Annotated in this window: 16 protein-coding genes; 4 read left to right on the top strand and 12 right to left on the bottom strand. The window is 63.6% G+C overall.

From position 1 onward, the window contains the following. Window positions 1-76 precede the first annotated feature (76 nt). The 7 genes from ABIE49_RS18675 to ABIE49_RS18645 all read right to left on the bottom strand — a co-directional run bounded on the left by ABIE49_RS18675 (window position 77) and on the right by ABIE49_RS18645 (window position 8609). Entirely contained in the window at window positions 77-1069 is a 993-nt protein-coding gene (locus ABIE49_RS18675; RefSeq protein ID WP_192735582.1) for an ABC transporter ATP-binding protein, read from the bottom strand. Continuing rightward, a complete protein-coding gene (locus tag ABIE49_RS18670; protein ID WP_192735581.1) occupies window positions 1066-2079 on the bottom strand; it encodes an ABC transporter ATP-binding protein in 1014 nt (337 codons plus the stop codon). Before ABIE49_RS18670 ends, ABIE49_RS18675 begins: the two co-directional genes overlap by 4 nt. Then, window positions 2079-2972 (bottom strand): ABC transporter permease, encoded by an 894-nt coding sequence (locus ABIE49_RS18665; protein WP_192735580.1) that lies wholly within the window; start codon window positions 2970-2972, stop codon window positions 2079-2081. The genes ABIE49_RS18670 and ABIE49_RS18665 overlap by 1 nt, the downstream gene beginning before the upstream one ends. 11 nt (window positions 2973-2983) lie before the next feature. Beyond that, window positions 2984-3931 carry an ABC transporter permease gene (locus ABIE49_RS18660; protein WP_192735579.1) on the bottom strand — a complete coding sequence of 316 codons (948 nt, stop codon included), beginning with the start codon at window positions 3929-3931 and terminating at the stop codon, window positions 2984-2986. Between the two features lie 39 nt (window positions 3932-3970). Beyond that, window positions 3971-5566 carry an ABC transporter substrate-binding protein gene (locus ABIE49_RS18655; protein ID WP_192735578.1) on the bottom strand — a complete coding sequence of 532 codons (1596 nt, stop codon included), beginning with the start codon at window positions 5564-5566 and terminating at the stop codon, window positions 3971-3973. Between the two features lie 251 nt (window positions 5567-5817). After that, window positions 5818-7380, bottom strand: a complete 1563-nt coding sequence (locus ABIE49_RS18650) for an AMP-binding protein (RefSeq protein WP_192735577.1) — start codon at window positions 7378-7380, stop codon at window positions 5818-5820. 74 nt (window positions 7381-7454) lie between these two features. Then, window positions 7455-8609, bottom strand: coding sequence for an iron-containing alcohol dehydrogenase (locus ABIE49_RS18645; RefSeq protein WP_192735576.1), 1155 nt, complete (start codon window positions 8607-8609; stop codon window positions 7455-7457). Window positions 8610-9618: 1009 nt separating this feature from the next. On the opposite strand from ABIE49_RS18645, the gene ABIE49_RS18640 reads away from it, so the two are divergent. Beyond that, complete coding sequence (locus ABIE49_RS18640) at window positions 9619-9921, top strand: DUF6916 family protein (protein WP_192735575.1); 303 nt, start codon at window positions 9619-9621, stop codon at window positions 9919-9921. 106 nt (window positions 9922-10027) lie between these two features. Here the strand turns inward: ABIE49_RS18640 and ABIE49_RS18635 are convergent, their stop codons facing one another. The 5 genes from ABIE49_RS18635 to ABIE49_RS18615 all read right to left on the bottom strand — a co-directional run bounded on the left by ABIE49_RS18635 (window position 10028) and on the right by ABIE49_RS18615 (window position 19255). Further along, window positions 10028-10561, bottom strand: a complete 534-nt coding sequence (locus ABIE49_RS18635; protein ID WP_192735574.1) for a GNAT family N-acetyltransferase — start codon at window positions 10559-10561, stop codon at window positions 10028-10030. Next, window positions 10558-11082: a phage tail protein gene (locus tag ABIE49_RS18630; RefSeq protein ID WP_192735573.1), complete on the bottom strand. Its 525-nt coding sequence runs from the start codon at window positions 11080-11082 to the stop codon at window positions 10558-10560. The genes ABIE49_RS18635 and ABIE49_RS18630 overlap by 4 nt, the downstream gene beginning before the upstream one ends. Before the next feature lie 9 nt (window positions 11083-11091). Continuing rightward, window positions 11092-11613: a phage tail protein gene (locus tag ABIE49_RS18625; protein ID WP_192735572.1), complete on the bottom strand. Its 522-nt coding sequence runs from the start codon at window positions 11611-11613 to the stop codon at window positions 11092-11094. A gap of 9 nt (window positions 11614-11622) precedes the next feature. Next, on the bottom strand, window positions 11623-12123 hold the full coding sequence (locus ABIE49_RS18620; RefSeq protein WP_192735571.1) for a phage tail protein: 501 nt from the start codon (window positions 12121-12123) through the stop codon (window positions 11623-11625). Between the two features lie 181 nt (window positions 12124-12304). Continuing rightward, the gene (locus ABIE49_RS18615; RefSeq protein ID WP_192735570.1) at window positions 12305-19255 is read right to left on the bottom strand and encodes a cadherin domain-containing protein; all 6951 of its coding nucleotides are present in this window, start codon (window positions 19253-19255) and stop codon (window positions 12305-12307) included. Window positions 19256-19985: 730 nt separating this feature from the next. Between ABIE49_RS18615 and ABIE49_RS18610 the strand changes: the two genes are divergently transcribed. From ABIE49_RS18610 to ABIE49_RS18600, 3 genes are all read left to right on the top strand, one after another. Further along, entirely contained in the window at window positions 19986-21197 is a 1212-nt protein-coding gene (locus tag ABIE49_RS18610) for an efflux RND transporter periplasmic adaptor subunit (RefSeq protein ID WP_192735569.1), read from the top strand. Next, complete coding sequence (locus tag ABIE49_RS18605; protein ID WP_192735568.1) at window positions 21194-24349, top strand: efflux RND transporter permease subunit; 3156 nt, start codon at window positions 21194-21196, stop codon at window positions 24347-24349. Before ABIE49_RS18610 ends, ABIE49_RS18605 begins: the two co-directional genes overlap by 4 nt. A 189-nt stretch (window positions 24350-24538) precedes the next feature. Continuing rightward, on the top strand, window positions 24539-25729 hold the full coding sequence (locus tag ABIE49_RS18600; protein WP_192735567.1) for an ABC transporter substrate-binding protein: 1191 nt from the start codon (window positions 24539-24541) through the stop codon (window positions 25727-25729). The last annotated feature ends 109 nt before the right edge of the window (window positions 25730-25838 follow it).

Below are 25838 nucleotides of genomic sequence, written 5' to 3'. Positions count from 1 at the left end.
CAGCTCGTTTCAACAACAGATGACCGGGTCCCGGCGTTCGCCGGGACGACGATGGAAATCGGGACGAGGGTAGATTTCATTCCGCCCGCCCCGTCCCCTCATTGAGCCAGCACGCCACCTCATGACGCGCGCCGGCATCAAGCAGCGTTGGCCGTTCCACCTTGCAGCGGTCCATCACGTAGCGGCAGCGGGTGTGGAAGGCGCAGCCCGACGGCGGGTTGATCGGGCTTGGCACGTCGCCGTCGATCATGGGCGCGAGCTTCTTCGCCTTCGGGTTCGCGACCGGCACCGAGGCCAGCAGCGCCTGCGTATAGGGATGGCGCGGATTGGCGAACAGCTCGGTCTTGTCGGCGATCTCGACGATGCGGCCGAGATACATCACCGCGACGCGGTGGCTGATATGGGCGACCACGGCGAGGTCATGGGCGATGAACAAGTATGAAAAGTTGTTCTTGCGTTGCAGGTCGATCAAGAGGTTGATCACCTGCGCCTGGATCGAGACGTCGAGCGCGGATACCGGCTCGTCGCACACGATCAGGCTCGGCCCGAGCGACAGTGCGCGCGCGATGCAGATGCGCTGCCGCTGTCCGCCGGAGAACTGATGCGGATAGTTCTTCATCTGGTCCGCGCGCAGGCCGACCTGGGCGAACAGTTCGGCGACCCGCTCCTGCTGCGCGCGTCCGGTGGCAAGGCCGTGGACGCCAAGCGGTTCGCCGACGATCTCGCCGGCGGTCATGCGCGGATTGAGCGAAGCGAACGGGTCCTGGAATACGATCTGCATCGAGCGCCGATGCGGCCGCAGGTCCGTCTTGCTGAGGTTGGTGATGTCAGTGCCGTTGAGCTTGATGGCGCCGCTGGTCGGTTCCACCAGCCGCAGCACGCTGCGCGCCACCGTCGACTTGCCGCAGCCGGATTCTCCAACCAGCCCGAGCGTCTCGCCTTTACCCACCGAGAAGCTGACGCCGTCGACCGAATGCACGGTGCCGATGCGCCGGCGCAGGATGCCGCCGCGCACCGGGTAATGCTTGACGAGGTCGGTAACCTCCAGGAGGGGCGTCGCGTCGGTCATGGCGCGGCCACCATTTCCGCCGCGCGCCAGCACGCCGCAAAATGATTGTCGCTGAAATCCCTTAGCGGCGGATATTCGACGCGGCAGCGATCGATCGCGAATGGACAACGCGGCGCAAAGGCGCAGCCCGGCGGCAAATTGGTCAGCGACGGAACCATGCCGGGAATTTCGTTCAGCCTGACATCCTCTTTTGCGCCAAGCGAAATCACCGCCGGCATCGAGGCCATCAGGCCGCGGGTGTAGGGATGCCGTGGATTCTCGAACAGCGCCTCGACGGTGGCTTCCTCGACCTTCTTGCCCGCATACATCACGATGACGCGCTGCGCGGTCTGGGCGACCACGCCGAGATCGTGGGTTATCAGGATCAGCCCGGTGCCGAGCGTCTTTTGCAGGTCGACGATCAGCGCCAGGATTTGCGCCTGGATCGTGACGTCGAGCGCGGTGGTCGGCTCGTCCGCGATCAACAGCGCCGGGCGGCACGCCAGCGCCATCGCGATCATCGCGCGCTGGCGCATGCCGCCGGAAAGCTGGTGCGGGTATTCATGCGCACGGCGCTCCGGCTCGGGAATACGGACGAGGCGCAGCATTTCGACCGCTTTCACCCAGGCTTCCTTCGCCGTCATGTCCTGGTGCAGGCGCACCACTTCGGTAATCTGGTCGCCTATCCGCATCACGGGATTGAGCGAGGTCATCGGCTCCTGGAAGATCATCGACATCCGGTTGCCGCGGATCTTGCGCATATCAGCTTCGTCGATGCCGAGCAAATCAGTGCCTTCGAGTGTCACCGAGCCGCCGACGATCCGGCCCGGCGGATCCGGCACCAGCCGCATGATCGAGAGTGCGCTGACGCTCTTGCCGCAGCCGGATTCGCCGACGATCGCCAGCGTCTCGCCGCGGCGGACGTGGAACGAGACGTCATCGACTGCCCGGAACAGGCCCGAATTGGTGAAGAACACCGTCTGCAGGTTCTTCACATCGAGAACCGTCTCATCCGCCCGTGCCAGCGTCATCAGCCGCGCTGCCTCGGGTCGAGGATGTCGCGCAGCGCATCGCCGAACAGATTGGTGCCGAACACCGCAAGGCTGATCGCGACGCCGGGGAAGATCACCAGCCACGGCGCGGTGCGGACATATTCCGCCGCCGATTCCGACAGCATGCGGCCCCATGACGGATAGGGCTCGGGAATGCCGAGACCGAGGAACGACAGCGAGGCCTCGGTGAGGATGGTGGAGCCGAGCTGCGCGGTCGCCAGCACGATCAGCGGCGCCAGCGTGTTCGGCAGCACGTGGCGAATGGCGATGCGCGTTTCGCTCATGCCGATCGACTTGGCGGCTTCGACGAACGGCAGTTCGCGCAAAGCCAGCGTGTTGGCGCGGATCACCCGGGCCACCGTCGGAATCAGCGGGATCGCGATTGCAATAATGACATTCGGCAGCGACGGTCCGAGGGCTGCCGTCATGACCAGCGCCAGCACCAGCAGCGGGAGGGCCTGCAGAATGTCGGTCACGCGCTGGAACAGTAAATCGACCCAGCCCGAGAGATAGCCGGAGACGAGGCCGACGATGACGCCGAGCGTCGAGCCCAGCAGCGTGGCGCCGATGCCGACGGCCAGCGAAATCCGGGCGCCATGGACGATCCGGCTCCAGACATCGCGGCCGAATGAATCGGTACCCAGCCAATGCACGGCGTCGGGCGCCGCCAGCCGGTGGGTGGAATCGACGCTGAGCGGGCTGAAGCGGCAGATCAGATCAGCCGATATCGCCACCCAGACGAACATCACCATGATGAAGAGGCCGATGGTGCCGAGCATGTAGCGTTGCGCGAGAAACGTCAGCCGGCGCCAGCCATGCGTCGAATGGGCGCCGGCGCGTTTCAGTTCGCTATCGTAATTGACCACGGCCAAACCTGAATCTCCTAATCCCCGTACCGGATGCGCGGATCGATCGCGGCATACAGCAAGTCGACGGTGAAGTTGGCGAACACGACGACCACCGCGATCAGCATCACGAGGTTCTGCACGATCGGGTAGTCGCGCCAGCGCAGCGCCTCGACCAGGAAGCGGGCGATGCCCGGGATATTGAACACGGTTTCGGTGACGATCAGCCCGCCGATCAGGAAAGCGGCCTCGATGCCGATCACGGTGATGACGGGCAGGATGGCGTTTTTCAGCGCATGGCGGTAGTTGACCGAATTTTCCGAGGCGCCCTTGGCGCGCGCGGTGCGGATGAAATCCTGGCGCAGGATTTCGAGCATCGAGGAGCGCGTGATGCGCATCGTCAGCGCGGCGCTGCGAAAGCCGACCGCCATCGCCGGAACGCAGTAGATGGCGATCGCTTCGGTCCAGGTTTTGGGGTTGGGGTTGAAGATCGGCATGGTTCCGAACATCGAAACCGACGCCATCAGGATCAGCAGTCCGAGCCAGAACGAGGGCAGCGACAGCCCGCTCAGGCTGACGATACGCAAGGCATAATCGAGCCGGGTGCCCTGATGAACGGCGCTGATGACGCCGAGGGGGATACCGATCGATGCGGAGAACAGCAGCGCCAGCCCCGCCAGCTTTGCGGTGATCGGAATCCGCGGCAGGATCTCCTGCAGCGCCGGCTTTTCCGACACATAGGAATAGCCGAGATCGCCGTGCAGCAGCCCGCCGATCCAGCGGAAATACTGCACCACGATCGGGTCGCTGAGACCGAGTTCCTTTTCCAGATTGGCCTTGTCGGCGGGATCGACGAATCCCGCCGCGTCGAACAGGATGTCGACGATATTGCCGGGGACGACGCGCAGCAGCACGAAGATGATGATCGAGATCCCGATCAGGGTCACGAACATCAACGCGAGGCGTCGCACGATATAAGCAAACACCTGGCTATTCTCCCTCGCCGGCCGACGTAATGGCGGACGCTACTTGTCCATCCACACGTCTTCGTAACGATAGCCGTTATAGGAGCTGTTCACCATGATGGTGATGCCCTTGACGTAGGGCTGCCAGCACGAACCCGAGCGGCCGTGATAGATGATCGGGCGGGCGACGTCCTCCTGCAGCTTCTTGTCGATCTCCCAGACGATTTTCTTGCGCTTGGCGACGTCGGTTTCCTGGGACTGCTCGCCGAACAGCTTTTCGATGTCCTTGTTGCAGTAGTTGGTGTAGTTGCGCTCCGAGCCGCAGGAATAGTTCTCGTAGAACGACTGGTCGGGATCGTCGACGGCATTGCCGGTCAAATTGAGGCCGAGCGCATAATCCTTGCGCGCGACTTTCGAGAACCAGTTCGCCGTCTCGACCACGTCAAGCTCGCCGTCGATATAGATGCTCTTGAGCTGATCGATCAGGATGATGGCGGGGTCGCGATAGATCGGAATGTTGCGCGTGGCGACCTTGACCGCGAGCCGCTTGTCCGGCCCGAAGCCCGCCTTCTGCATCAGCTTGCGCGCTTCTTCCCGGTTGGCGTTGATGTCGGGGCCGTAGCCCGGGATCGTCTCCAGCATCTCTTTCGGCATCGCCCACAACCCGCCCGGGGCGGGAAGCATGGTGCCGCCGATATCCGCCTGTCCCTCGAAAAGGATCGAGATGAACGCCTTGCGGTCGATCGCCAGCGCCATCGCGCGGCGGATATCCAGGCTGTCAAACGGCGGCGAAGACGAGTTGACGATGATGTTGGTCGAGACGTTGATCGGCTCGACGACGCACACGGCGTTCGGCGACTGCTTCTTGACGTCCTTGAGCAGCGGGATCGAGACTTCGGTCGGGAAGGTCATGTCGAACTGGCCGGAAATAAAGCCGAGAATGGCGGTCGACCGGTTGGTGATGATGGTGAATTCCATGCCGTCGAGATACGGCAGGCCCTTCTTCCAGTAATCCGGGTTGCGCGTCAGCTTGATCGATTCATTGGCCTTGAACTCGACGAACTTGAACGGACCGGTGCCGGTCGGCTTGGTGCGCATGTCGCCGGGCGAGACGTGGCAGGGATAGACCGGCGTATAGCCGGAGGCGAGCAGCGCCAGCAGCGCCGGCTGCGGCCGCTTCAGGTTGAATGACGCCTCGAAATCGCCTGACGTGGTGACGTCGACGACCTCGTCATACCAGGATTTGCGCGGGTTCTTGCGGAACTTCTGCGGCGACTTGCCCATCAGCATGTCGAAGGTGCATTTGACGTCGGCGGAGGTGAACGGCTTGCCGTCGTGCCATTTGACGCCCTGCCGCAGCTTGAAAGTGAGCTTCTTCTTGTCGCCGCTCCAGGCCCAGCTCTCCGCAAGATCAGGGACGATCGACTCCATCGAGTTCTGCGGGACGTCCTGCTTGTAGATCACGAGGTTGTTGAAAACAGGCATGAAGGGAATGTTGACCGAATAGGTCGCCTCCTCGTGGATCGAGGCGCTGGCCGGGCTGTCGCGGTGGTAGACCTTGAGGATGCCGCCCTGCTTGGGCTCGCCCGCCGATGCAACATGGTAGGCCGGCAGCAATAACAACGCCGCGACGGCAAGCGTTCGCACGCTCCGCATGGTGTCCCCTCCCGAGAATGTTCGGTCTCAATGGCCGATTACCGCCGACGATAGCATGACCATCCTGCCGGGCAACCGGCCAAGGCCGTGCTGAGGTTGGCAATTCGAACTACTGAAACTCCGTATGGCGGAACTGGCCCGACTTTTGCGGCGATTTGCACGGAAATGGCTGAGCAATTGCGGCCGTCGTTGCGACGCACACAAGATGATCGCGCCATATTGCCTCACCCGAGCGTTCACGCGATCCGCGCTCACACGATCCGCGAGGTCTTGTTGCCCCAATAGCGGTCGCGCAGCAGGCGCTTGTAGAGCTTGCCGGTGGGCAGCCGCGGCAGCTCCTTCTCGAAATCGATCGAGCGCGGCACTTTTTGGCGCGACAGCGACTGGCTGCAGAACGCGATCAATTCCTCCGCGAGATCCGGTCCCGGCGCAACGCCCGGCATCGGCTGCACCACCGCCTTCACTTCCTCGCCGAGATCCGGGTTGGGCACGCCGAACACCGCGGCATCGGCGATCTTGGGATGGGTGATCAGCAAATTCTCGCATTCCTGCGGGTAGATGTTGACGCCGCCGGAGATGATCATGAACGTCGCGCGGTCGGTGAGATAGAGGAAGCCGTCATTGTCGACGTAGCCGACATCGCCCACCGTGCTCATGCTGCCGTCCGCCGAGCGGGCTTCGTTGGTCTTGGCCGGGTCGCCGAAATATTCGAACGGGGTCGCGGTCTTGAACCACACCGTGCCCGGCGTGCCGACCGGAACGGCCTGCATGTTCTCGTCGAGAATATGCAGATCGCCGAGCAGCACCCGGCCCACGGTGCCGCGATGGGCCAGCCATTCCTGGCTGTTGCAGGAGGTGAAGCCGAGCCCTTCGGTGGCGCCGTAATATTCGTGGATGATCGGTCCCCACCATTTGATGATGTCGTCCTTGACCGCCGCCGGACAGGGCGCGGCGGCATGGATCGCGATTTCCAGCGACGAGAGGTCGTATCGCGTCCGCGCCTCTTCCGGCAGCTTGAGCATGCGCGAGAACATCGTCGGCACCAGCTGGGTGTGCGTGATGCCCCATTTCGGAACCAGCGAGAGATAATGTTCGGGATCGAACTTTTCCATGATGATGGCGGTGCCGCCCATCTTGATCGTCAGGTTGACGGCGGCCTGCGGCGCCGAATGGTAGAGCGGCGCCGGCGACAGATAGATCATGCCCTCGCGGTACTGCCAGATCTTCACCAGGAAATCGAACAGCGGCAAATTCTGGTCGGCCGGCAGTTCCGGCAGCGGGCGCAGAATTCCCTTCGGCCGGCCGGTGGTGCCGGAGGAATAGAGCATCGCGGTGCCGACGCATTCATCCGCGATCGGCGTGTGCGGCAATCCTGCCGTTACGTCCAGCAGGCCGACGATGCGATCGCTTTCGGGCCAACTTTCTCCTTGGCCATCGGCGACGATGCAAAGCTCCACCTGCGGGCATTCCTTCAACGCCTCGCGCGCGACATCGAGTTTTTCCCGAGAGGTGATCAGGATGCGCGACTGGCTGTTGGTCAGGATGTAGGCGAGTTCGCTCGCGGTGAGGTAGGAGTTCACGCAGGTGTAATAGAGGCCGGAGCGTTCGCCGGCGCCGCAGGCTTCGAGATAGCGGCTGTTGTTCTCCATGAAGATCGAATAATGGTCGAGCCGCTTCAGGCCGCGGTTGCGGAACAGGTGCGCCAGCCGGTTGGAGCGCGCGTCGAGTTCGCGATAGGTGACGGTCTCGCCGGTGCCGGCCATGATGAAGGCGGGCTGCAGGGGGCGAAGTCGAGCATGTTTGCCGGTGTACATTTACTTCCCGTCTATCTTTTTGTTTTGAGCATGATCTTCTCGGAAAACCGGTGCCCACTTTTCCGGATCATGCTCTAGGCAGCCAATTCGAGAATTTCGCGGACCTGTGCCGGCCCTTCGATCTTGCGGGGATTGCGCGGCACCCACGGCGTCGCCATCGCCTGCTGTGCGATACGGTCGAAATGCTCAGGCCCGACTTTGACCTCGCGCAGGCTGCGCGGCATGCCGAGGCCGCCAATGAATTTATCGAGCACTTCGCTGGCGTCCTTGCCCGGATGCCCCATCGCGGCTGATACCAGCGCCTGGCGCTCGGCATTAACGGATATGTTCCAGCGCATCACGGACGGCAGCATCACGCACGACGTATGGCCGTGCGGCACGCCGAACTCGGCGCCGAGCACATAGCCGATGCCGTGGCTGGCGCCCATCGGCACGCCCGCGGCCAAGGGGCCAGTCGAGAGCCAGGTTCCGATCTGGCAATCCATCCGCGCATCGAGATCGCGGCCATCGGCCTTCACCCGCGGCAGCGCCTGCGCCAGCAGCGCAAGCCCCTTGAGCGCCTGGGCGTCGGCATAGGGATGCGCCTCGCGCGCGCAGATGCCCTCGACGCAGTGGTCGACGGCGCGGATCCCGGTCGAGAGCCACAGCCATTCCGGCGTGTGCAGGCCGATCGCGGGATCGAGGATCACGGCCCGCGGCATCGCCAGCCGGTGGCGCAGAGCTTCCTTGACCTTGGTCCGCTCGTTGGTAACGCCGGCGTTGGCGGTGAATTCGCCGCCGGCGATCGTCGTCGGCACGCTGATCTGACGCACCGCCGGCGGGTTCATCGGCGGCGGCGCGCCGGCGACGGCTCTTATTTTGTCGATGCCTTCGACGGTCGTAATGTCATTGGCGAGGCAGAGCTGCACCGCCTTGGCGCCGTCGGTGATCGAGCCGCCGCCGATGGTGACGATGAGGTCCGCCTTGGCGGCGCGGGCCTGTTCGGTCGCCGCGATCACGGCCGCCCGCGGCGTGTGGGCGGGCATCGCGTCGAAGGTCGCGACGCAGCGCGGCCCCAGCATGTCGCGGATGTTCCTGATGACATCGGTCTCGCGGTTGAGCGTGCCGCTGACCATCAGGAACGCTCTGACCGCGCCGAGCCGGTCCATCTGTTCGACGATCACCTCGGATGCCGGCCGCCCGAACACGACCTCATCCATGGCGCCGAATACCACACGCCCTCTATGCACGCTTGTCCTCCCCGGACATTTTGGTCTTGTTGGCAGGGAGGTTAGCGGAGGAAATTCCGGTGGGGAAGGTGGGGCGGGATTTGCAGCTGGGGTAGGGCCCTCGTCATTGCGGCCTCAACTGCGTTCCCTCCCCCCTTGCGGGGGAGGGTTAGGGAGAGGGGTGGCGTCATCGGGACTGCCCGTGGAAACCCCTCTCCCCAGCCCTCCCCCGCAAGGGGGGAGGGAGCCGACTGTTCGTGTGGCGTGAGTGATGGCCACAATAGCGATGAACGCACCTTCACATTCCCGCGGCGCGTTGCGCCCGAGTCTTGCTGAAATTCTTCGCCCTTTCATAGAGAGGGCGCAGGGAATGCCGGATGCGCGCTGCACCCGCGGTCTCGTGTGCGAATAGTGCAAAGAAAGCTGCACACGAGCATACAGGGCAGCGGAGAGCATCCGACATTCCCTGCGCAGTGGCTTTACGGCTTATATCGTGCTCTCCCCGGTGAGACGGCCTCTATTGCCACCGTCACCCCTCGGAAGCGTTAGCTTCTTCGGGGCTTGACGCCGTTACGGGCGCCAGGACCACACGCTTTCACCGTACGCCTCAGCCGCGACCGTCAATCGCAACGTCAGCGTCCACCGCATCCCCGCCCCTCGTCATGACGACGGCCGACGCCCCTCTGAGTGGGACGGGATGGCTATTGATGTGCCGGTGATTTGGGGTGGAAGGAAAGGGAAATATTTTTGATTTTCGGAAATTTTATGCTTGACATGATTTCTGTAAAGCAGAACTGATTTGCCCGTCGGGTTACTATGTCGCACCCTGGCCGTCATTGCGAGCCACTGGGTCGCGCGAAAGCGCGCCCGATGACAGGCTCCGCGAAGCAATCCATTACTCGGCTTGGCGCGCCATGGATTGCTTCGCTGCGCTCGCAATGACGGGGAGAGGACGGAGTCCGGGCACAAAAATCCGGGCGCGTCGTGCCGCGATATGTTAGAGGCTTGGCACAACCAAAGGGGATAGTTGATGGCTTCATCGCCGGACCTTGCGATGCTCAGGCTCGACGACTTCGCATCCCATCTCGAAGCTGACTTCGAGATGCAGACGACCGGTGGCGTGCTGCCGCTGAAGCTGTTGAAGGCCGATCCGACTGGTGCGGGCGGAAGCGAAGGCGCGGCGTTCTCGCTGCTGTTCGCAGCACCCGCCGGCACGGCGCTGCCGCAGGCGATCTATCCGGTGAGGCATCCTGCGCTCGGGGTGATGGAGATATTTCTGGTGCCGATCGGTCCGCTGCAAGGCGGCAACGGGTATCAGGCGATATTTTCGTGAGGCGAGGGATCGTAGGGTGGGCAAAGCGTCAGCGTGCCCACCATTACACGATCGGGCCAGAATGGTGGGCACGGCGCAAGTGCGCCTTTGCCCGCCCTACGCACCGTCACGTTGCACCCGCCCTCCAGCGCATCAGATCATAAACGCCCTTGTCTTCCTCGGTGACAAAACCGAGACGCCGGTAAAGCCGCATCGCCGGATTGAGTTTCTCGACATGGATCGAGACATCCTTGGCCACGGCGGCGGCTTCATCCAGGAGGTCGCGCAGCAGGGCTTCGCCAAGTCCTTTGCCGCGATGTTCGGGGAGGAACGCAATGTCGATGATGCAATGCTGGCTCGGCCAGCGTTCCATGTAGAGACGGCCGATGTCTGCTCCGGCTCGTATCACCACCAGCCGGTCGGCTGCGGGATGTTGATTTTGGTAATGCGTGTGCTGCGCGCGAAACTGCATGTCGAGGAACGCCGCCTTTTCGGCCTCGCTCCACGGAAAAGCCGCGAGTTCGCTGGTGCGGGTCGAGGTATAAAGCCGAGCGAGGAACGCCAGATCGGCGTCGGCGATGCGGCGAAAGCTGAGACCCGCGCCGGCAGCGCGCAACCAGCCGAACGAAACTGGCGAGATGTCGGCGGCCCGCAGGTTCATCCGCGCGGCGGGAAAACGCCCTGCAAGGCGATGATGTAGGTCAGCGTCAGATACGGCTGCATGTTGTTATGAGGATGCGAGCTGCCGGTAAGAGCCAGTGTCTGCGCATTCATCTGAACGAGATTGGCGATGTTGGACTGATAGATGGTGCCCGCCTTGGATCGCGAGATGAATTCGGTAGGTGTGGGCTCCTTGAGCGTGGCGTTCTCGGTCGAGCCCTGGATAAAATGGTTGTGGAGCGGCAAGTTCCCCTGCAACAGGGTTACGGTCTGGCCGCCGCTGGATTCGCCGAGATAGCGGTCGCTCAGTCCCGTCCCTTGCCCCTGGCTGATGGCGCCTGAGCCCATCAGGTTGGGGAGCGCAAAGGTCGATTTGCCGTCGCCGCCGTAATAGGTCCCGAGTATCGAAAACAAGGCCGTGTTCTGCGAGATCGGCATGAGCTGGCCGTTGCACAACGCCCATCCTGTCGGCGCAAAGTCGCCGCCGAATATCCTGATCTCCGCAACGAACGGGTCTGACATGGATGGCCTCTAACTTTGCGTCGGAAAAATGCCGTACAGCGAAATGATGTAGCTGACGGTCAGGAAAGGCATCATGTTGTCGTGTGGATGGTTGGAGCCGATGCCTTGGACAGCGGTGGCGACCAATTGAGGGCCCGCCACATCGATCACGAAGGGGCTGATGGTTGGCGAGGTCGCCAGCACATTGCCGCTTGGGCTCGGGTTCGTCGCGATCGCAGTCGAGGCCATGAACGCATGATTGTGGATCGGAATCTGCTGGGTAGTCAGCGTCACCGTTTCGACGCCGCCAGTTTCGCCGATCGTGTACGACTGCACGATACCGGGTCCCTGTCCCTGATGGATCGGCAGGCGACCCCGCAAATCGGGCAGGGCGAAAGTAGACTGGCCGTCTCCGCCATAGGTCGTCCCGATCAGGGTGAAGAGCGCGTCGTTCTCCGAGATCGCAATCAGGGACCCGTCGCAGAACGCCCAGCCGACTGGTGCAAAGTTGCCGCCGAACATTCGAATTTCGCCGATATAGGGATTGCTCATGGAAAATCTCTAGTTTCGCGACGGGAAGATGCCCGTCAGGGAAATGATGAAATTGACCACGAGAAATGGCTGCCGGTTCTCGTGAGCCTGGCCACCGCCAACGTTCGATACGGTCTCGGGATGCAATGTCGTTGGAGAGGTGAGACCCCCATAGGGGATGCCGACCTCACGTGCGAGGATATTGCCCTGCACCGTGTTCACGTTGCCCTGCGTGTCGGATGCGAGCAGTCCATGATTATGTGCGGCCATTTCACCGGTAATCAGCGTGTGAAACTCCTCGCCGCCTTTCTGGCCGATGGCGAAGCCCGGGGCCTGATGAAGCCCGGTTCGCCCGCGCAGATCGGGGAGCGCGAAGGTGGTCCGTCCATCGCCGCCATAGAATGTCTGGAGTATCGAAAACAACGCTTGATTCTGATTGATCGGCAGAAGCTGCCCGTTGCAGAACGCCCAGTTCTTCGGCGCAAAATTCCAGGAAATAAGCTTGATTTCACCCAGGTAAGGTTGACCCACGCTCTCTCCCCTTGCTTCCAGTCAATCTACCTAAGGTATTAACCTATCTTATCTTCGCCGTCGAGATGAATCTGCGGCGACGCGCGGGAGGGGCGCGGCCATTAATCCGTATGGACAGCGCCGCATCAGCGCGATCCGGAGCACGCCATTGCGGCGTCAACGGGCACACGCCGTTTGCTGGCTAGATCAGCAAGCCGACATGGAGCTGGGCGAGATGAACGCCCGAATGACTGTCGATCAGCACGTTCAGGGCATCGCCGGGATGCGCGCCGTCGATTTGCGCGACGCTCACCCAGTTCGGCGCGGACGGCGGGCCAAAGGGGTTCGTCGCGTTCACCTGCAGCGTCGCGAACTGGCCGCTGCCATCCTCGACCGCGCGCACGATCATCCCGTCGCTGAAACCGCTCGCATGGAATTGCGAGGTCAGCGCGGAGAAGTCGAACCGGTCGCCTTCAGCGTAGCTGTAATCCGTCACATGCGTGACGGGCGGCGGCGTCGCCGCGTCGACGTCGACATGAGCGAACACGAAACTGTCCGCGCCGCCGCCGCCGAACAGGAAGCCGCCGCCCGTGCCGGCGTCGATGGTGTCGTTGCCGGGATTTGCGGCGGCTCCAATTGACGCGGTGGTTATCACTGGTCCGAGCGAGATGGTCGGCGTCAAGGTCGTGGTCGGCGCCAGCGCGACGTCGATTGTGTCGGGCAGCCGGCGCTCGCCGGTATCGAGAACGACATTCATGACGCCAGCGATGTCCGAATGCTCCAGGCCGATCACGTGACCGAGTTCGTGCTCGATCACCGTCAGCAAGTCGATACGACCGGCGGCGCTCCCGCTGGTTGCCGTCAGCTGGTTCGGCGCAGTCACGGTATCGAATTCGCTGTTATTGGCCGGCGTCGGATCGATGAACCAGCCCCAGCCTGCGCCGTTGCTGTCGATCGTGATTCCATGCTCGTCGCTGTTGGCGAGGAAGCCGGAATTCGGCAGGTCCGCGATGCGGATCTGGGCATTTTGCATTTGCGCGATCTGCGCGGCCGACGCGCCGGCAGCAGCCCAATGCGCAATCGCGACCGCGAGCAGCGGCGCCAGCGCGTCCATCGTGAGGACGTCAGAACTGCCCGGTCCCTGGCCGTTCAGCGCCATTTGCGGGGTCGCCGGCGGCGACGGCGGGGCGGGCTGGTTGAAGAAGACGTTGGTGTCGACCCGCATCGTGTTGCCGGGGGCGGCACTGGCGGTCAGGCCGTTCGCGGCAGCCAGCGCCGCTGCGCTGCCCTGGGTGACGTTGACGTGATCGCTGCCGCCGGGGGCGCCGCCGACGCGCGCGGTGGTGTTGGCGCCGCTGGCATTGGCGTTCACGAACGTGTTGCCGCTGATATTGGCGTTGATCACGCTCAAGCCGGCGGTGTTGAAATTTTGAACCATCAGCCCGCGGTCGTCGATAATGTCGCGGATGGTGTTGCCGGTCAAAGTGAGGTTGAAAGTGCTCGCCGAGTTCTGGGAGCCGTTGCCGATCTGGGCGTTGATGCCCTCGAACCCGAGGCCGCCGCCGCCGACGCTCTGAATGATATTGTTGGTGACGCTCAGCGTCATCGAGCCGCTGGCGGCCTCGTCGTGGAGGTCGAGGCCGTTGCCGATTTGGGCGCCGGACCCGGTCACGCCCTGGGTGCCGATCGTGGTGTTTTGGATGAATCCCGTGACGGTGCCGGTGCCGAAATGGTTGACGGCGATACCGACCGCGCGGTTATTCGTGACGACGTTGTTGTTGACGTCGAAATTGATATTTCCGGCGAGCGCGCTGCCGAGGGTGATGCCGGAATTGTTGGTATTGAAGGTGTTGAGGCCGCCGGCCGTGCCGTCGCCGATGTGGACGTTGAGCGTGCCGTCGTTGGACGAGCCCTGGAAGCCGGTCGCGGTGAAGGTCGCCGGCGTCGACAGGTTGCCGCTGAACGTATTGTGCGTGGCGTGAACCGTCGCGGTCGGCGTTCCGGCGACGCCGCCGGTGGCCAGGTTGATCGTGAACTGGCTGCCGGCCACCGTCGAGGCGCCGTTGTTGGAGAAGGTGCTGTCGGTCACCACCAGATCCGTCAGCGTGCCGCCGGTGTTCTCGATGAAGACGTTATGGACATACGAGTTGGTGACGTTGAGGTCGTCGAAGTTGGTGGCGTGGCTGGCGTTGCCGGTCAGTTCGAACAGATAGATATTGCCCTCACCATTGCCCGCGGTGGAGTCGCCGCTGCCTGAAATGTTGAGGTTGCTCAACACCAGGCCGTTGATTGTGTTGCCGTTGATGCCGTTGCCGTCGGCGCCGGTGATGTTCATGTTGCGCAGGGTGACGTCCTGCGTGTTGGTCAGGCTGATGGCGTGGCCGGTAGTGTTCTGGATGGTGCCGCCGGTGCCGTCCGTCGTGCCGGTGCCGGTGACGACCAGATGTCCGCTGGTGCCGGTCGTGTTGAGCACGATGCCGTTGACCGCGCCGTTGGACGAGATGTCCTGGAAGGTGACGTTGCTTGCGCCGATCGTGGTGCTGGTGATGTTGAGCGCGGTGCCGGTGCTGCTGGTGAGGTGGTTGGTGCCGGTCACGTTGACCGTGCCGCCGCCGGTCGCCACGAAGGCGTTGGAGGCGCCGGTATCCAGCGTCATGCCGCCGGTGAAATTGATGGTGCCGCCGGTATTGCTGGTGAGCGAGATGCCGCCACCGGCATCGTTGCTGTCGGTGACGGCGCCAGAGAAGGCAATCGTACCGCCGGTGTGGCTGGCGACCGAAGCTGACAGGCCGGTGCCATTGCCGATCGCGCCGCCATAACTGATGTTGCCGGTGCCGCCGTTGATGTCGAATTCCGCAGTGGTGTGGCCGGACAGCGTGCCAGTGGTGCCGGTGAAGGTACCGGTCAGCGCACCGCCGAGCTGAACGCCATAGGCGCCGCCGGATGAACTCAACGTGTCGATGGTGACGTTGAGCGCGCCGCCCTGGTCGATGTCGACCGCCTGGCCGGCGCCCGAAATCTGCATCTGGTCGATGGTCAGGCTGCCGACCGCGTTGCCGCCGCCGCCCTGGCCGTCGTCGAGGCCGGTGGTGCCCGCGGCGGTCGTGATGTTGATGCCGTGGATGGTGTTGTTCTGGGCGAGGTCGATGCCCTGGTCGCCGGCACTGGTGACATTGATGGTCGGCCGCGCGCCGCTGGCGGTTTCGATGACGATGGCCGGGCCGCCGAACGGATCGGTGAGCGACAGCGGCTGGTCGTCGCCGAGCAGGGTCTGCCCGTCCTTCAGGTTGATGCCGGGGCCGGTATAGGTGCCGGCCTTGACGTAGATGTAGTCGTTGACGCCAGGGCCGCTGGACCCGTTGAATTCGGTGACGTCGGTGAATGGATTGGTCTGTGAACCGCGTGGCGCGGCCCCGTCGATGGCACTTTGGTCGCCGTTGATGAACCAGACCTGCGGCGTGACGCCGACCTGGATGGTGTCGGTGTCGGTGATGGCGCCGGGGATGCCGGTGTGGCCATGGTCGTTGGTGGCAATCGTCAGTGTCGTCAGCGATGAACCGGTGGCGCCGTCCGCCGCGGTGTAGACCACGCTGCCCGCGAGTGAAGCGTTGATCTCTGCGATCGAGCCGGTCAGCGTCACCGTACCGGTGCCGTTGCCGCCGATGGCCGCGCCGCCGCCGACGGCACCGATCGTCACCGCGCCGCCGCCGGCCGATGTCAGCGTCGTCGTGATGTCGGTGGCAACGCCGGCCTCATTGGCGTCGATATCAGATGCCGACAGACCGGTGATGGTATGGGTGGATCCGGACATCACCGTGAAGGGACCCGGCACGCCGGTATTGACCGGCGCGTCATTGACCGCCGTTACGTTGATGGTCTCGACCGCCGCGGTGGCGTCGGTGAGGCCATGGCTGTCAGTCGCAGCCGCGTTGAACGTCACCGCGCCGTTGAAATTTGCGGCCGGGACGAAATACAGCGTCGCGGCGTTGCCTGAGGCCGCCACATCGGCGCCCTCGGTCACGACCGTAGTCAAGCCGGCGTCGCTGTAGAGCGTGCCCTGCGCGCCGCCCGGCAAACCGCTGATGTGGAACGATGCAACGGAGTCGCCGGAGTCCACGTCGGTGCCGGTGATCGTGATGGGAATGTAGGCCGGCCCGGCCGGGTCTTCGTTGCCGGTCGCGATGATGGCGTTGGTATTCGGCGCTTCATTGACGTTCTGAACGTGAACGGTGACGGCCTGATCGGTGTGCAGGTTCGGCGCGCCGTTATCGGTGACGCGGACGATGACATCATAGTTGTTGTCAGTGCCGATGTCGGTCGGGACCTCGAAGTTCGGTGCGGATTGGAAGGTGAGTACACCGGTGCCGGGGTCGATTGAGAACTTGCCCGCGTCGACGCCGCCGGCGAGCGAATAGGTCAGTGTCTGCGCCGGACTGTCCTGATCTGACGAGGTGACCGTGGCGACTGCGGTCTGGTTCTCGTTGACGTTGATCGAAGCGCTCGAGGTGATGACCGGTGCGTCATTGACGTCGGTGACGGTGACGGTGATGGTCTGGTCGTCGGACGAGAGGCCGTCAAAGGCGCGGACGGTGACAACATAAGTGTTGTTGCCACTGGTCGCGGTATCGGTCGGATTCTCGAAATCGGGCGCGGTGATGAAAGTGACAACGCCGGTGTTCGCATCGATCGCGAACTTGGCGCCGTCGTCACCGGGGACGATCGAATAGGTGACCGGCGAGGGGCCGGCATCCGGGTCGGTGGCGTGGACGGTGGTTACCGCCGTGGTGTTCTCCGCGATCGATTTGGCGAAGACGGCGCCGCCGCCGTCGGAGTCGATGGCCGGCGCCAGGTTGGTGACGACATTGACCGTGAACGTCTGCTGGCTGTGCAGCGTGCCGTCGCTGGAATCGACGGTAATGTCATAGCTGGGATCGGCGAGGAGGATCTTGCTTGGATCGGCGACGGTGACGACGCCGGTCGCGGCATTGACCGTGAAGCCGCCGCCCGAGGTATCGCCGACCAGCGAGTAGGTGACGGCCGGGCCGTTGACATCGGTGGCTGATGCGGTGACGCCGACCGTAGCACCGGCCGCAGAACCGACGACGACCTGGTTGGCCGCGCCGTTGCTGTCGACAGGCGTCGAGGGCGCGATGTCCGATACGGCGATGACGAAGGCCTGCGAAGAGGCCAGCGTGCCGTCGCTGGCCTGCACAACGACGGTATAGCTGGCGCCCGAGGTTTCGAAATCGATCCTGGTGGCGTCGGCGACGGTGACGACACCGGTCGTGGCATTGACGGTGAAGCCGCCGCCCGAGGTGTCGCCGGCCAGCGAATAGGTGACGCCCGGGCCGTTGATGTCAGTCGAGGACGCGGTGACGCCGACGGTCGAGCCGTTGGCGGCGCCTTCCGCGACGGTGTTGGCGGCGGCGTTGCCGTCGACGGGCGTCGAAGGGGCCACGTCGGCGACGCCGATGACGTAGGATTGCTGGGTGAACAGGGTGCCGTCACTGGCCCGTGCCACGATCGTATAGCTGTTGCCCGGCGCGCTCTCAAAGTCGATTGCGCTGGAGTTGGCGACGGTAACGACGCCGGTGGCGGCATCGATGGTGAAGCGGCCGCTGGCGCTGTCGGCGAGGCTATAAACCACGCCGGGTCCGTTGATGTCGGTCGCGGAGACGGTGATGCCGACGGTCGAGCCGTTGGCCGCACCCTCGACAACCGTGTCGGCGGCGGCGTTGGTATCGACGGGGATCGATGGTGCGATATCGGTTACGCCGATGGTGAAGGTCTGCGAACTGGTGAGGGTGCCGTCGCTGGCTTGCGCGGTGACGGTATAGGCGTTGCCGGCCGCGGTCTCGAAATCGATCCTGCTGGAATCGGCGACGGTGACGATGCCGGTCGCGGCGTCGATGGTGAAGCCGCCGCCGGACGTATCGCCGGTCAGCGAATAGGTCACGGCCCCGCCATTGATGTCGCTCGAGGCGGCGGTGATGCCGACGACGGTGCCGTTGGCCGCGCCTTCGGTCACCGTGTTCGCCGCGGCATTGCTGTCGGTCGGGGCCGCGGGCGCGACATCCGCCACGCCGATCGTGAAGCTCTGCGTCGTGGTGGAGACGCCGTTGGCCGCCTGCACGGTCACGGAATAGGCGTTGCCGGGAGCGCTTTCGAAATCGATCCTGGTGCCGTCGGCGACGGTGACGACGCCGGTCGTGGCGTTGATGGTGAAGCCGCCGCCGGATGTGTCGCCGATCAGCGAATAGGTCGTCGCCGGGCCGTTCGGGTCCACTGCGAGCGCGGTGAGGCCGACGGTCGAACCGTTGGCGGCGCCTTCGGCCACGCTGTTGGCGGCGCCGTTACCGTCGACCGGCGTCGCCAGCGCGACGTCAGTCACGTTGATGGCAAAGATCTGCGAACTCGTCAGCGTGCCGTCGCTCGCTACCGCGGTGATATTGAGGACATGCCCGGGCGCGGTGCTTTCGAAATCGATCTTGCTGGGATCGGCGACCGACACCACACCTGTGGCCGCATCGATCTTGAAGGCGCCGTTGGCGCTGTTGCTCAGGCTGTAGGTGACGCCCGGCCCGTTGATGTCGGTGGAGGAGGCGGTGATGCCGACCAGCGTGTTGGCGGCGGCGCCTTCCGCCACGGTGTTGGCGCCGGCATGGCTGTCGACCGGGGTCGAAGGCGCAATGTCTGACACGTTGATGGTGAAGCTCTGCGACGAGGTGGAGAAGCCGTCGAACGAATTCACCGTGATGGTGTAGGCGTGGCCCGCCGCGGTCTCGAAGTTGACCTTGGCGGGATCGGCGACCGTCACCACGCCGCTGGCCGCGTCGATCTTGAAGCCGCCGCCGGAACTGTCCGACGCCAGCGTATAGGTAATGGCCTGGCCTTCGGCGTCCGTCGAGCGGACGGTGACGCCGACCAGCGTGTTGACGGCGGCGCCTTCGACGACATTGTTGGCCGCGGCGTTGACGTCGGTCGCGGTCGCAGGCGGCGTGTTGGCTGTCGGCGGCGCTGGTCCGGGGCCAACGATAATGACGGGGCCACCGGGGGGCGTGCCGGGGCCGGGCGGTGGCGGCGGATTCACGCCGGGAGGTGTGCCGCCGGTCACGGGCGGCGGCATCGAACCGGGGGGCAAATCGTTCGCCATTATTCGTACTCCCAACGCAAGTTTCTTGTCCGCGTCACGCAGCCAATCGCGCGGCTAGCGCGATGCGTGAACACGTCGAATATTTTGATGGATGGTGTGCGCGGTGTTGCAGCAGCCCGGTCCGCCCGATGAACGGAGGACTGCAAACGCAATTCGGGGAGACCTGTTACCAGCGACGGAAATTTCGCTCGTCACTCCGAAATGCCTCTCACTCACGCCGCAACGAAAAGGGGGTAATCAATGTTCAAGAAATGCGGCTCTATAAAAATTTACGCTTTAGCAACCATGATGGTATGGAGGATACAACCTAGAGTCAACGTTTACCATGTATTAACCATATAGGGTAGTGATTAGCCTTGACGCGCGTGCGACACGCGCCGGACAATTCTCCTTATCTTCACGCAATCCGCTTTGAATGGAACTTTCTGGCGCTGCCGTGCCATGCGGCAATTGTGTGATGTCACGTTTTCGTCATCACGGGCGCGGCCTCAACGCTGGGGTAATCGCGCCATCGGCAATTTTCCTTCAGGCCAGCGCTTCTGTCCCATACGTGCGAGCCAGTACCCCGCAGCGGCGCAAGGCGTGATCGTCCGCCATGCATAACGATTGTGCTTGATCCCATCGCCTTCTTGAACAGACTGGGAACCAGTCACATCTGTGACCTCCGCCGGGGAGCGGCAGCCGCCTCCATCGATCGGGATGTCGGGAAGTGCCAGGGGAGATCGAGCAGATGGAATTGAGCGCGACTGAAAAACGGAATCGTCCGGTCCGACCGGAGGGCCGTCGAGTCTTCCATCCTGCGCTTCGCAACCTCTCGCCGCTGATCCTGGTCTCCGCGCTGGCGTTGTCCGGATGTGGCGACAAGCCGCCGCAGCCGGCCGCGGCCGCGCCGCCGCCGGTTACGGTCGCACAGCCGGTGAAGCGCACCGTCACGGATTGGGATGAATTCACCGGGCGCTTCGAGGCGCTGGAAGAGGTGCAGGTGCGCGCCCGGGTCGGCGGCTTCGTCAACACCGTCGAATTCCGCGATGGCGCCATCGTGCGCGCCGGCGATCTGCTTTACACGATCGATTCCCGCCCCTTCGAGGCCGTCGCCGCGCAGGCCGAGGGCCAGCTCGCGGATTCGCGGGCCAAAGTGGAGCTTGCCAAGCGCGAACTCGATCGCGCGCTGAATCTGGTCCAGACCAGTGCGGTCTCCGAACAAACCGTCGATCAGCGCCGCCAGGCCTTGCAGGCCGCGCATGCCGCGGAAATGCAGGCCGATGGCGCGCTGAAGGCGGCGAAACTCAATATCGAATTCACCCACGTCCTGGCCCCGATGACCGGCCGTGTCGGCCGCCATCTCGTCAGCCCCGGCAATCTCGTGCAGGGCAGCGAGGGCACTGCCACGCTGCTCACCTCGATCGTCACGCTCGATCCGATCTACATTTATTTCGACGTCGACGAGGCGACCTATCTCAAGAACAACAGGCTGTGGTTCGAGGGAAAGCGGCCGAGTTCGCGCGACACGCCGAATCCGGTGGAAGTCGCGCTGACCGGCGAGGACAAGCCGTCGAAAGAAGGCAAGATGGATTTTCTCGACAATCGTCTTGATGTCTCGACCGGCACGCTGCGCAGCCGCGCCGTCATTCCCAACAAGGACTTCTCGATTTTGCCGGGGCAATTCGGCCGCGTGCGGCTGATCGGCTCTTCGCCCTACGAGGCATTGCTGCTGCCGGACACGGCCATCGCCACCGACCAGTCGCGCAAGATCGTCTTTGTCGTCAAGGATGACAACACCGTCGAAGCAAGGGCTGTGAAGCTCGGACCGCTTGACGAAGGCTTGCGCGTGGTTCGCGAGGGGTTGAAGGCGGAAGATCGCGTCATCGTCGATGGCATCCAGCGCGCCCGGGTCGGAGCGAAGGTGACGCCGCAGACCGCGCCGGCCGGTGGCAAATCATGAACCTCGGCCGGCTCTCCATCAACCAGCCCATCCTGGCGATGGTGCTGTCGATCGTGCTGCTGATCGTCGGCGCGATCGCCTACACCACGCTGCCGGTCTCGGAATATCCGCAAGTGGTGCCGCCGACCGTCGTCGTCACCACGCAGTATCCCGGCGCTACCGCGCAGACCGTCTCCGACACCGTTGCAGCTCCGATCGAGCAGGAGATCAACGGCGTCGAGGATATGCTGTATCTCTATAGCCAGGCGACGTCGAACGGCAATCTCACCATCACGGTCACCTTCAAGCTCGGAACCGATCTCGACAAGGCGCAAGTGCTGGTGCAGAACCGCGTCGCCATCGCGCAGCCGCGACTGCCGGAAGAGGTGCAGCGCAACGGCGTCGTCACCCGCAAGAACAGTCCCGACATCCTGATGGTCGTGTTCATGCTGTCGCCGGACGACAGTTTTGACCAGCTCTACATCTCCAACTATGCGCTGCTGCAGGTGCGCGACGAGCTGCTTCGCCTCGATGGCATCGGTGACATCCAGATGTTCGGCGCCCGCGACTACTCGATGCGGCTGTGGCTGGACCCGGACCGCATCGCGACGCTCGGACTGACCTCGGCCGAGGTGATCGCTGCGATCCGCGCGCAAAACCTGCAGATCACGGGCGGGCAGATCGGCGAGCCGCCGATCGCCGACCGCGCATTCCAGCCCAATCTCACCTTCACCGGCCGGCTGAAAGATCGGAAGCAGTTCGAGGACATCGTGGTCAGGGCCGGCGCCGACGGCCGCACGGTGCGGCTGCGTGACGTGGCGCGGGTCGAGCTCGGTGCGTTGTCCTATTCGACCAACAGTTTCCTGCTGCGGAAATCGGCGGTGGCGCTGCTGGTGACGCAGCGGCCCGGCTCGAACGCGCTGGCGACCGCGAAAAATATCACCGATGCCATGGAGAAGCTGAAGACCCGTTTCCCAAAGGGCCTCGACTACAATATCGGCTACAACCCCACCGAATTCATCGCGCAGTCGGTCCACGAACTGATCAAGACGATCTACGAGGCGATGATCCTCGTCGTCATAGTCGTGCTGGTGTTCCTGCAGGGCTGGCGTCCGGCGATCATTCCGATCATCGCGATTCCGGTGTCGCTGGTCGGCACCTTCGCCGTGATGGCGGCGCTCGGATTCTCGATCAACAATCTCACGCTGTTCGGGCTCGTGCTCGCGGTCGGCATCGTGGTCGACGATGCGATCGTGGTGGTGGAAAATGTCGAGCGGCACCTCGAGCACGGCATGAGCCGGCGCGATGCGGCGCTCAAGACCATGGAGGAGGTCGGCAGCGCGCTGGTCTCGATTGCGCTGGTGCTGTGCGCGGTGTTCGTCCCGACCGCATTCCTCGGCGGCATCTCCGGACAGTTCTTCCAGCAATTCGCCGTTACGATCGCGGTGGCGACCGCGATCTCCTGCTTCTGCTCACTGACATTGTCGCCGGCGCTGGCCTCGCTGATCCTGGTGCCGCACGCGGAAAAGAAGCCGCCGGCGAGCTGGAATTTCATCGCCCGCGGCTGGGACGCATTTGCGGGCGTCTTCAACCGGACTTTCGACCGGCTGTCCCACGGGTATGCCAATGCGGCCAACTTCGTGATCCGGCATTCGACCGTCATGCTGCTCTTGTATGTGGCGTTGATCGGCAGCGCCGGATGGCTGCTTGCCATCACGCCGCAAGGCTTCATTCCCGCCCAGGACCGCGGCTACGTCATCATATCGGCGCAGTTACCGGGAGCCGCATCGCTGGCGCGCACCACCGATATCGTCCGCCAGATCGAGAAAACGGCGCTAGATACCCCGGGCATCATTCGCGTCGCGGCATTCGCCGGCTTCTCGGGCGCGACCCGAACGCAGTCAGGTAATGCTGCGGCCCTCTTCCCGGTATTCGAAGAACCGGAAGTGCGTCTGAAGAAAGGCCTGACCGCGCAGGCGATCACCGCGGATCTGCGACAGCGCCTGGCCGCGATCCAGGGGGCCTTCATCATCGTCATTCCGCCGCCGCCTGTGCCTGGCATCGGAACCGGTGGGGGGTTCACCATGCGGGTCCAGGATCGCCAGGGCCGCGGCCCCGAACTCCTGGCAGCCGCCAACGACGAGCTTGTCGCCGCGGCGCGCAAGGCGCCCGAGTTGACGCAGGTGTTTTCGCCCTTCACCGCCAACACGCCGCAGCTCTTCGTCGACATCGACCGGGTCAAGGCGCAGAAGCTCGGCGTGCCGATCTCCGGCGTCAACGAAACGATCCAGACCTATTTCGGCTCGACCTACGTCAACGACTTCAACCTGTTCGGCCGCACCTATCACGTCACGGCCCAGGCCGACCTGCCGTTCCGCAAGGAAGCGTCGGATCTGGCGCGGCTGCGCACCCGCAACGCCGCAGGCGACATGGTGATGCTCGGCAGCGTGGTGGATTTCCGCGACGTATCCGGCCCCGACCGGGTGGCGCGCTACAATCTCTATCCGGCGGCGGAACTGCAGGGCGAAGGGACGCCGGGCACGAGTTCGACGACCGCGATCAACACCATGAAGAAACTCGCGGAGGACACGCTGCCGAGCGGGTTCTCCTTCGAATGGACCGACCTTTCGTACCAGCAGGTCACCGGCGGCAATGCGGGTCTCTACGTGTTCCCGATCTGCGTGCTGTTCGTGTTCCTGGTGCTGGCGGCGCAATATGGCAGCTGGAGCCTGCCGTTCGCCGTGATCCTGATCGTGCCGATGTGCCTGCTCGCCGCCACCATCGGCGTGCGGATCATGGGGCAGGACGTCAACATCCTGACCCAGATCGGTTTCGTGGTGCTGGTGGGGCTGGCGGCGAAAAACGCGATCCTGATCGTCGAATTCGCGCGCGATATCGAGCTTGAAGGCAAGCCGCGGCTGGAGGCGGTGATCGAAGCCTGCCGCTTGCGGCTGCGGCCGATCCTGATGACGTCGTTCGCCTTCATTCTCGGCGTGCTCCCGCTGGTGATTTCGTCCGGCTCGGGATCGGAAATGCGCCAGGCGGTCGGCGTCGCGGTGTTCTTCGGCATGATCGGCGTCACGCTGTTCGGCCTGATCTTTACGCCGATCTTCTACATGATCGTCCGTGGGCTGGCCGATCCGAAGAAGCCAAAGGACGTCGCCGCGGTGTGATCGCGGGCGGAACTATTCCCGTCACCCCCGCGTAACGGCTTCGCGCTCTCTCGGTGAGCGCAAGAGCGCTCATCCGGGGGTGACGGATAACTCAAGACTATTGGCTGACTTGAATAGATGGGCCGCCGCAGGGTTATAAAATATCATTAACCTGAAATTTCCAAGACCAAGAACTGCCGGGAGACAGATATGAAATCGGGTTTGTTGGCGGCCGCAGCATTGAGCGGTCTTTTGTTCGCCGGATCGGCCTCGGCGCAGGGCGTCAAGATCGGCATTCTGAACGATCAGTCCGGGGTCTATGCCGATTACGGCGGCAAATGGTCGTTCGAGGCCGCCAAGATGGCGATCGAGGATTTCGGCGGCGAGGTGCTCGGCCACAAGATCGAGATCGTCTCCGCCGACCACCAGAACAAGCCCGATCTCGGCACCGCGATCGCGCGGCGCTGGTATGAGGTCGAGAACGTCGACATGATCACGGAGCTGACGACGTCCTCGGTCGCGCTCGCGATCCATGATCTGTCGAGGCAGATGAAGAAGATCGACATCGTCGTCGGCGCGGCCACCTCGCGCCTCACCGGCGACGCCTGCCAGCCCTACGGGTTCCACTGGGCCTACGACACCCACGCGCTGGCGGTCGGCACCGGCGGGGCGCTGGTGCAATCCGGCGGCGACAGCTGGTTCTTCCTGACCGCCGATTACGCGTTCGGCCATGCGCTGGAAAAAGACACTGGCGATCTCGTCAAGGAAAAGGGCGGCAAGGTGCTGGGCGCGGTCCGCATTCCCCTGAACTCGTCGGATTTTTCGTCGTTCCTGCTGCAGGCGCAAAGTTCAAAGGCGAAAATCATCGGGCTCGCCAATGCCGGTCTCGACACCACCAACTCGATCAAGCAGGCGGCCGAATTCGGCATCGTCAGGGGCGGACAGAAGCTCGCCGGCCTGCTGCTGACGCTCGCCGAAGTCCACGGCCTCGGGCTGGAAGCGGCGCAAGGCCTGGTGCTGACCGAAGGCTATTACTGGGATCGCGACGACAGGAGCCGCGACCTCGCCAACCGCTTCTTCAAGCGCACCGGCCGGATGCCGAACATGATCCAGGCCGGCACTTACTCCGCGACGCTGCAATATCTCAAGGCGGTCAAGGCGGCCGGCACCAAGGACACCGAGGCCGTCGCCAAGAAGCTGAAGGAGCTTCCGGTCGACGACCTCTTCGCGCAAGGCAAGGTGCTCGAAAACGGCCGCATGGTGCATGACCTCTATCTGTTCGAGGTCAAGAAGCCGTCGGAGTCGAAGAAACCGTGGGATTATTACAAGCAGCTCGCCGTGGTCCCCGGCGACAAGGCGTTTCCGAACGCCAAGGATTCGGGCTGCCCGCTGACGAAGTGATTTGTCGTCCCGGCGAACGCCGGGACCGATAACCACCGGCGGCTGTTGTTTGCAGAAGGTGTCTGCCAGCTTGCCTTAACGCTTCTGCACGGCGTATGAGTCCCGGCGT

Origin of the sequence: Bradyrhizobium sp. OAE829 (assembly GCF_040546575.1) — a bacterium.
Taxonomy (GTDB): Bacteria; Pseudomonadota; Alphaproteobacteria; order Rhizobiales; family Xanthobacteraceae; genus Bradyrhizobium.
This window is presented reverse-complemented; position numbering and strand designations above follow the sequence as displayed.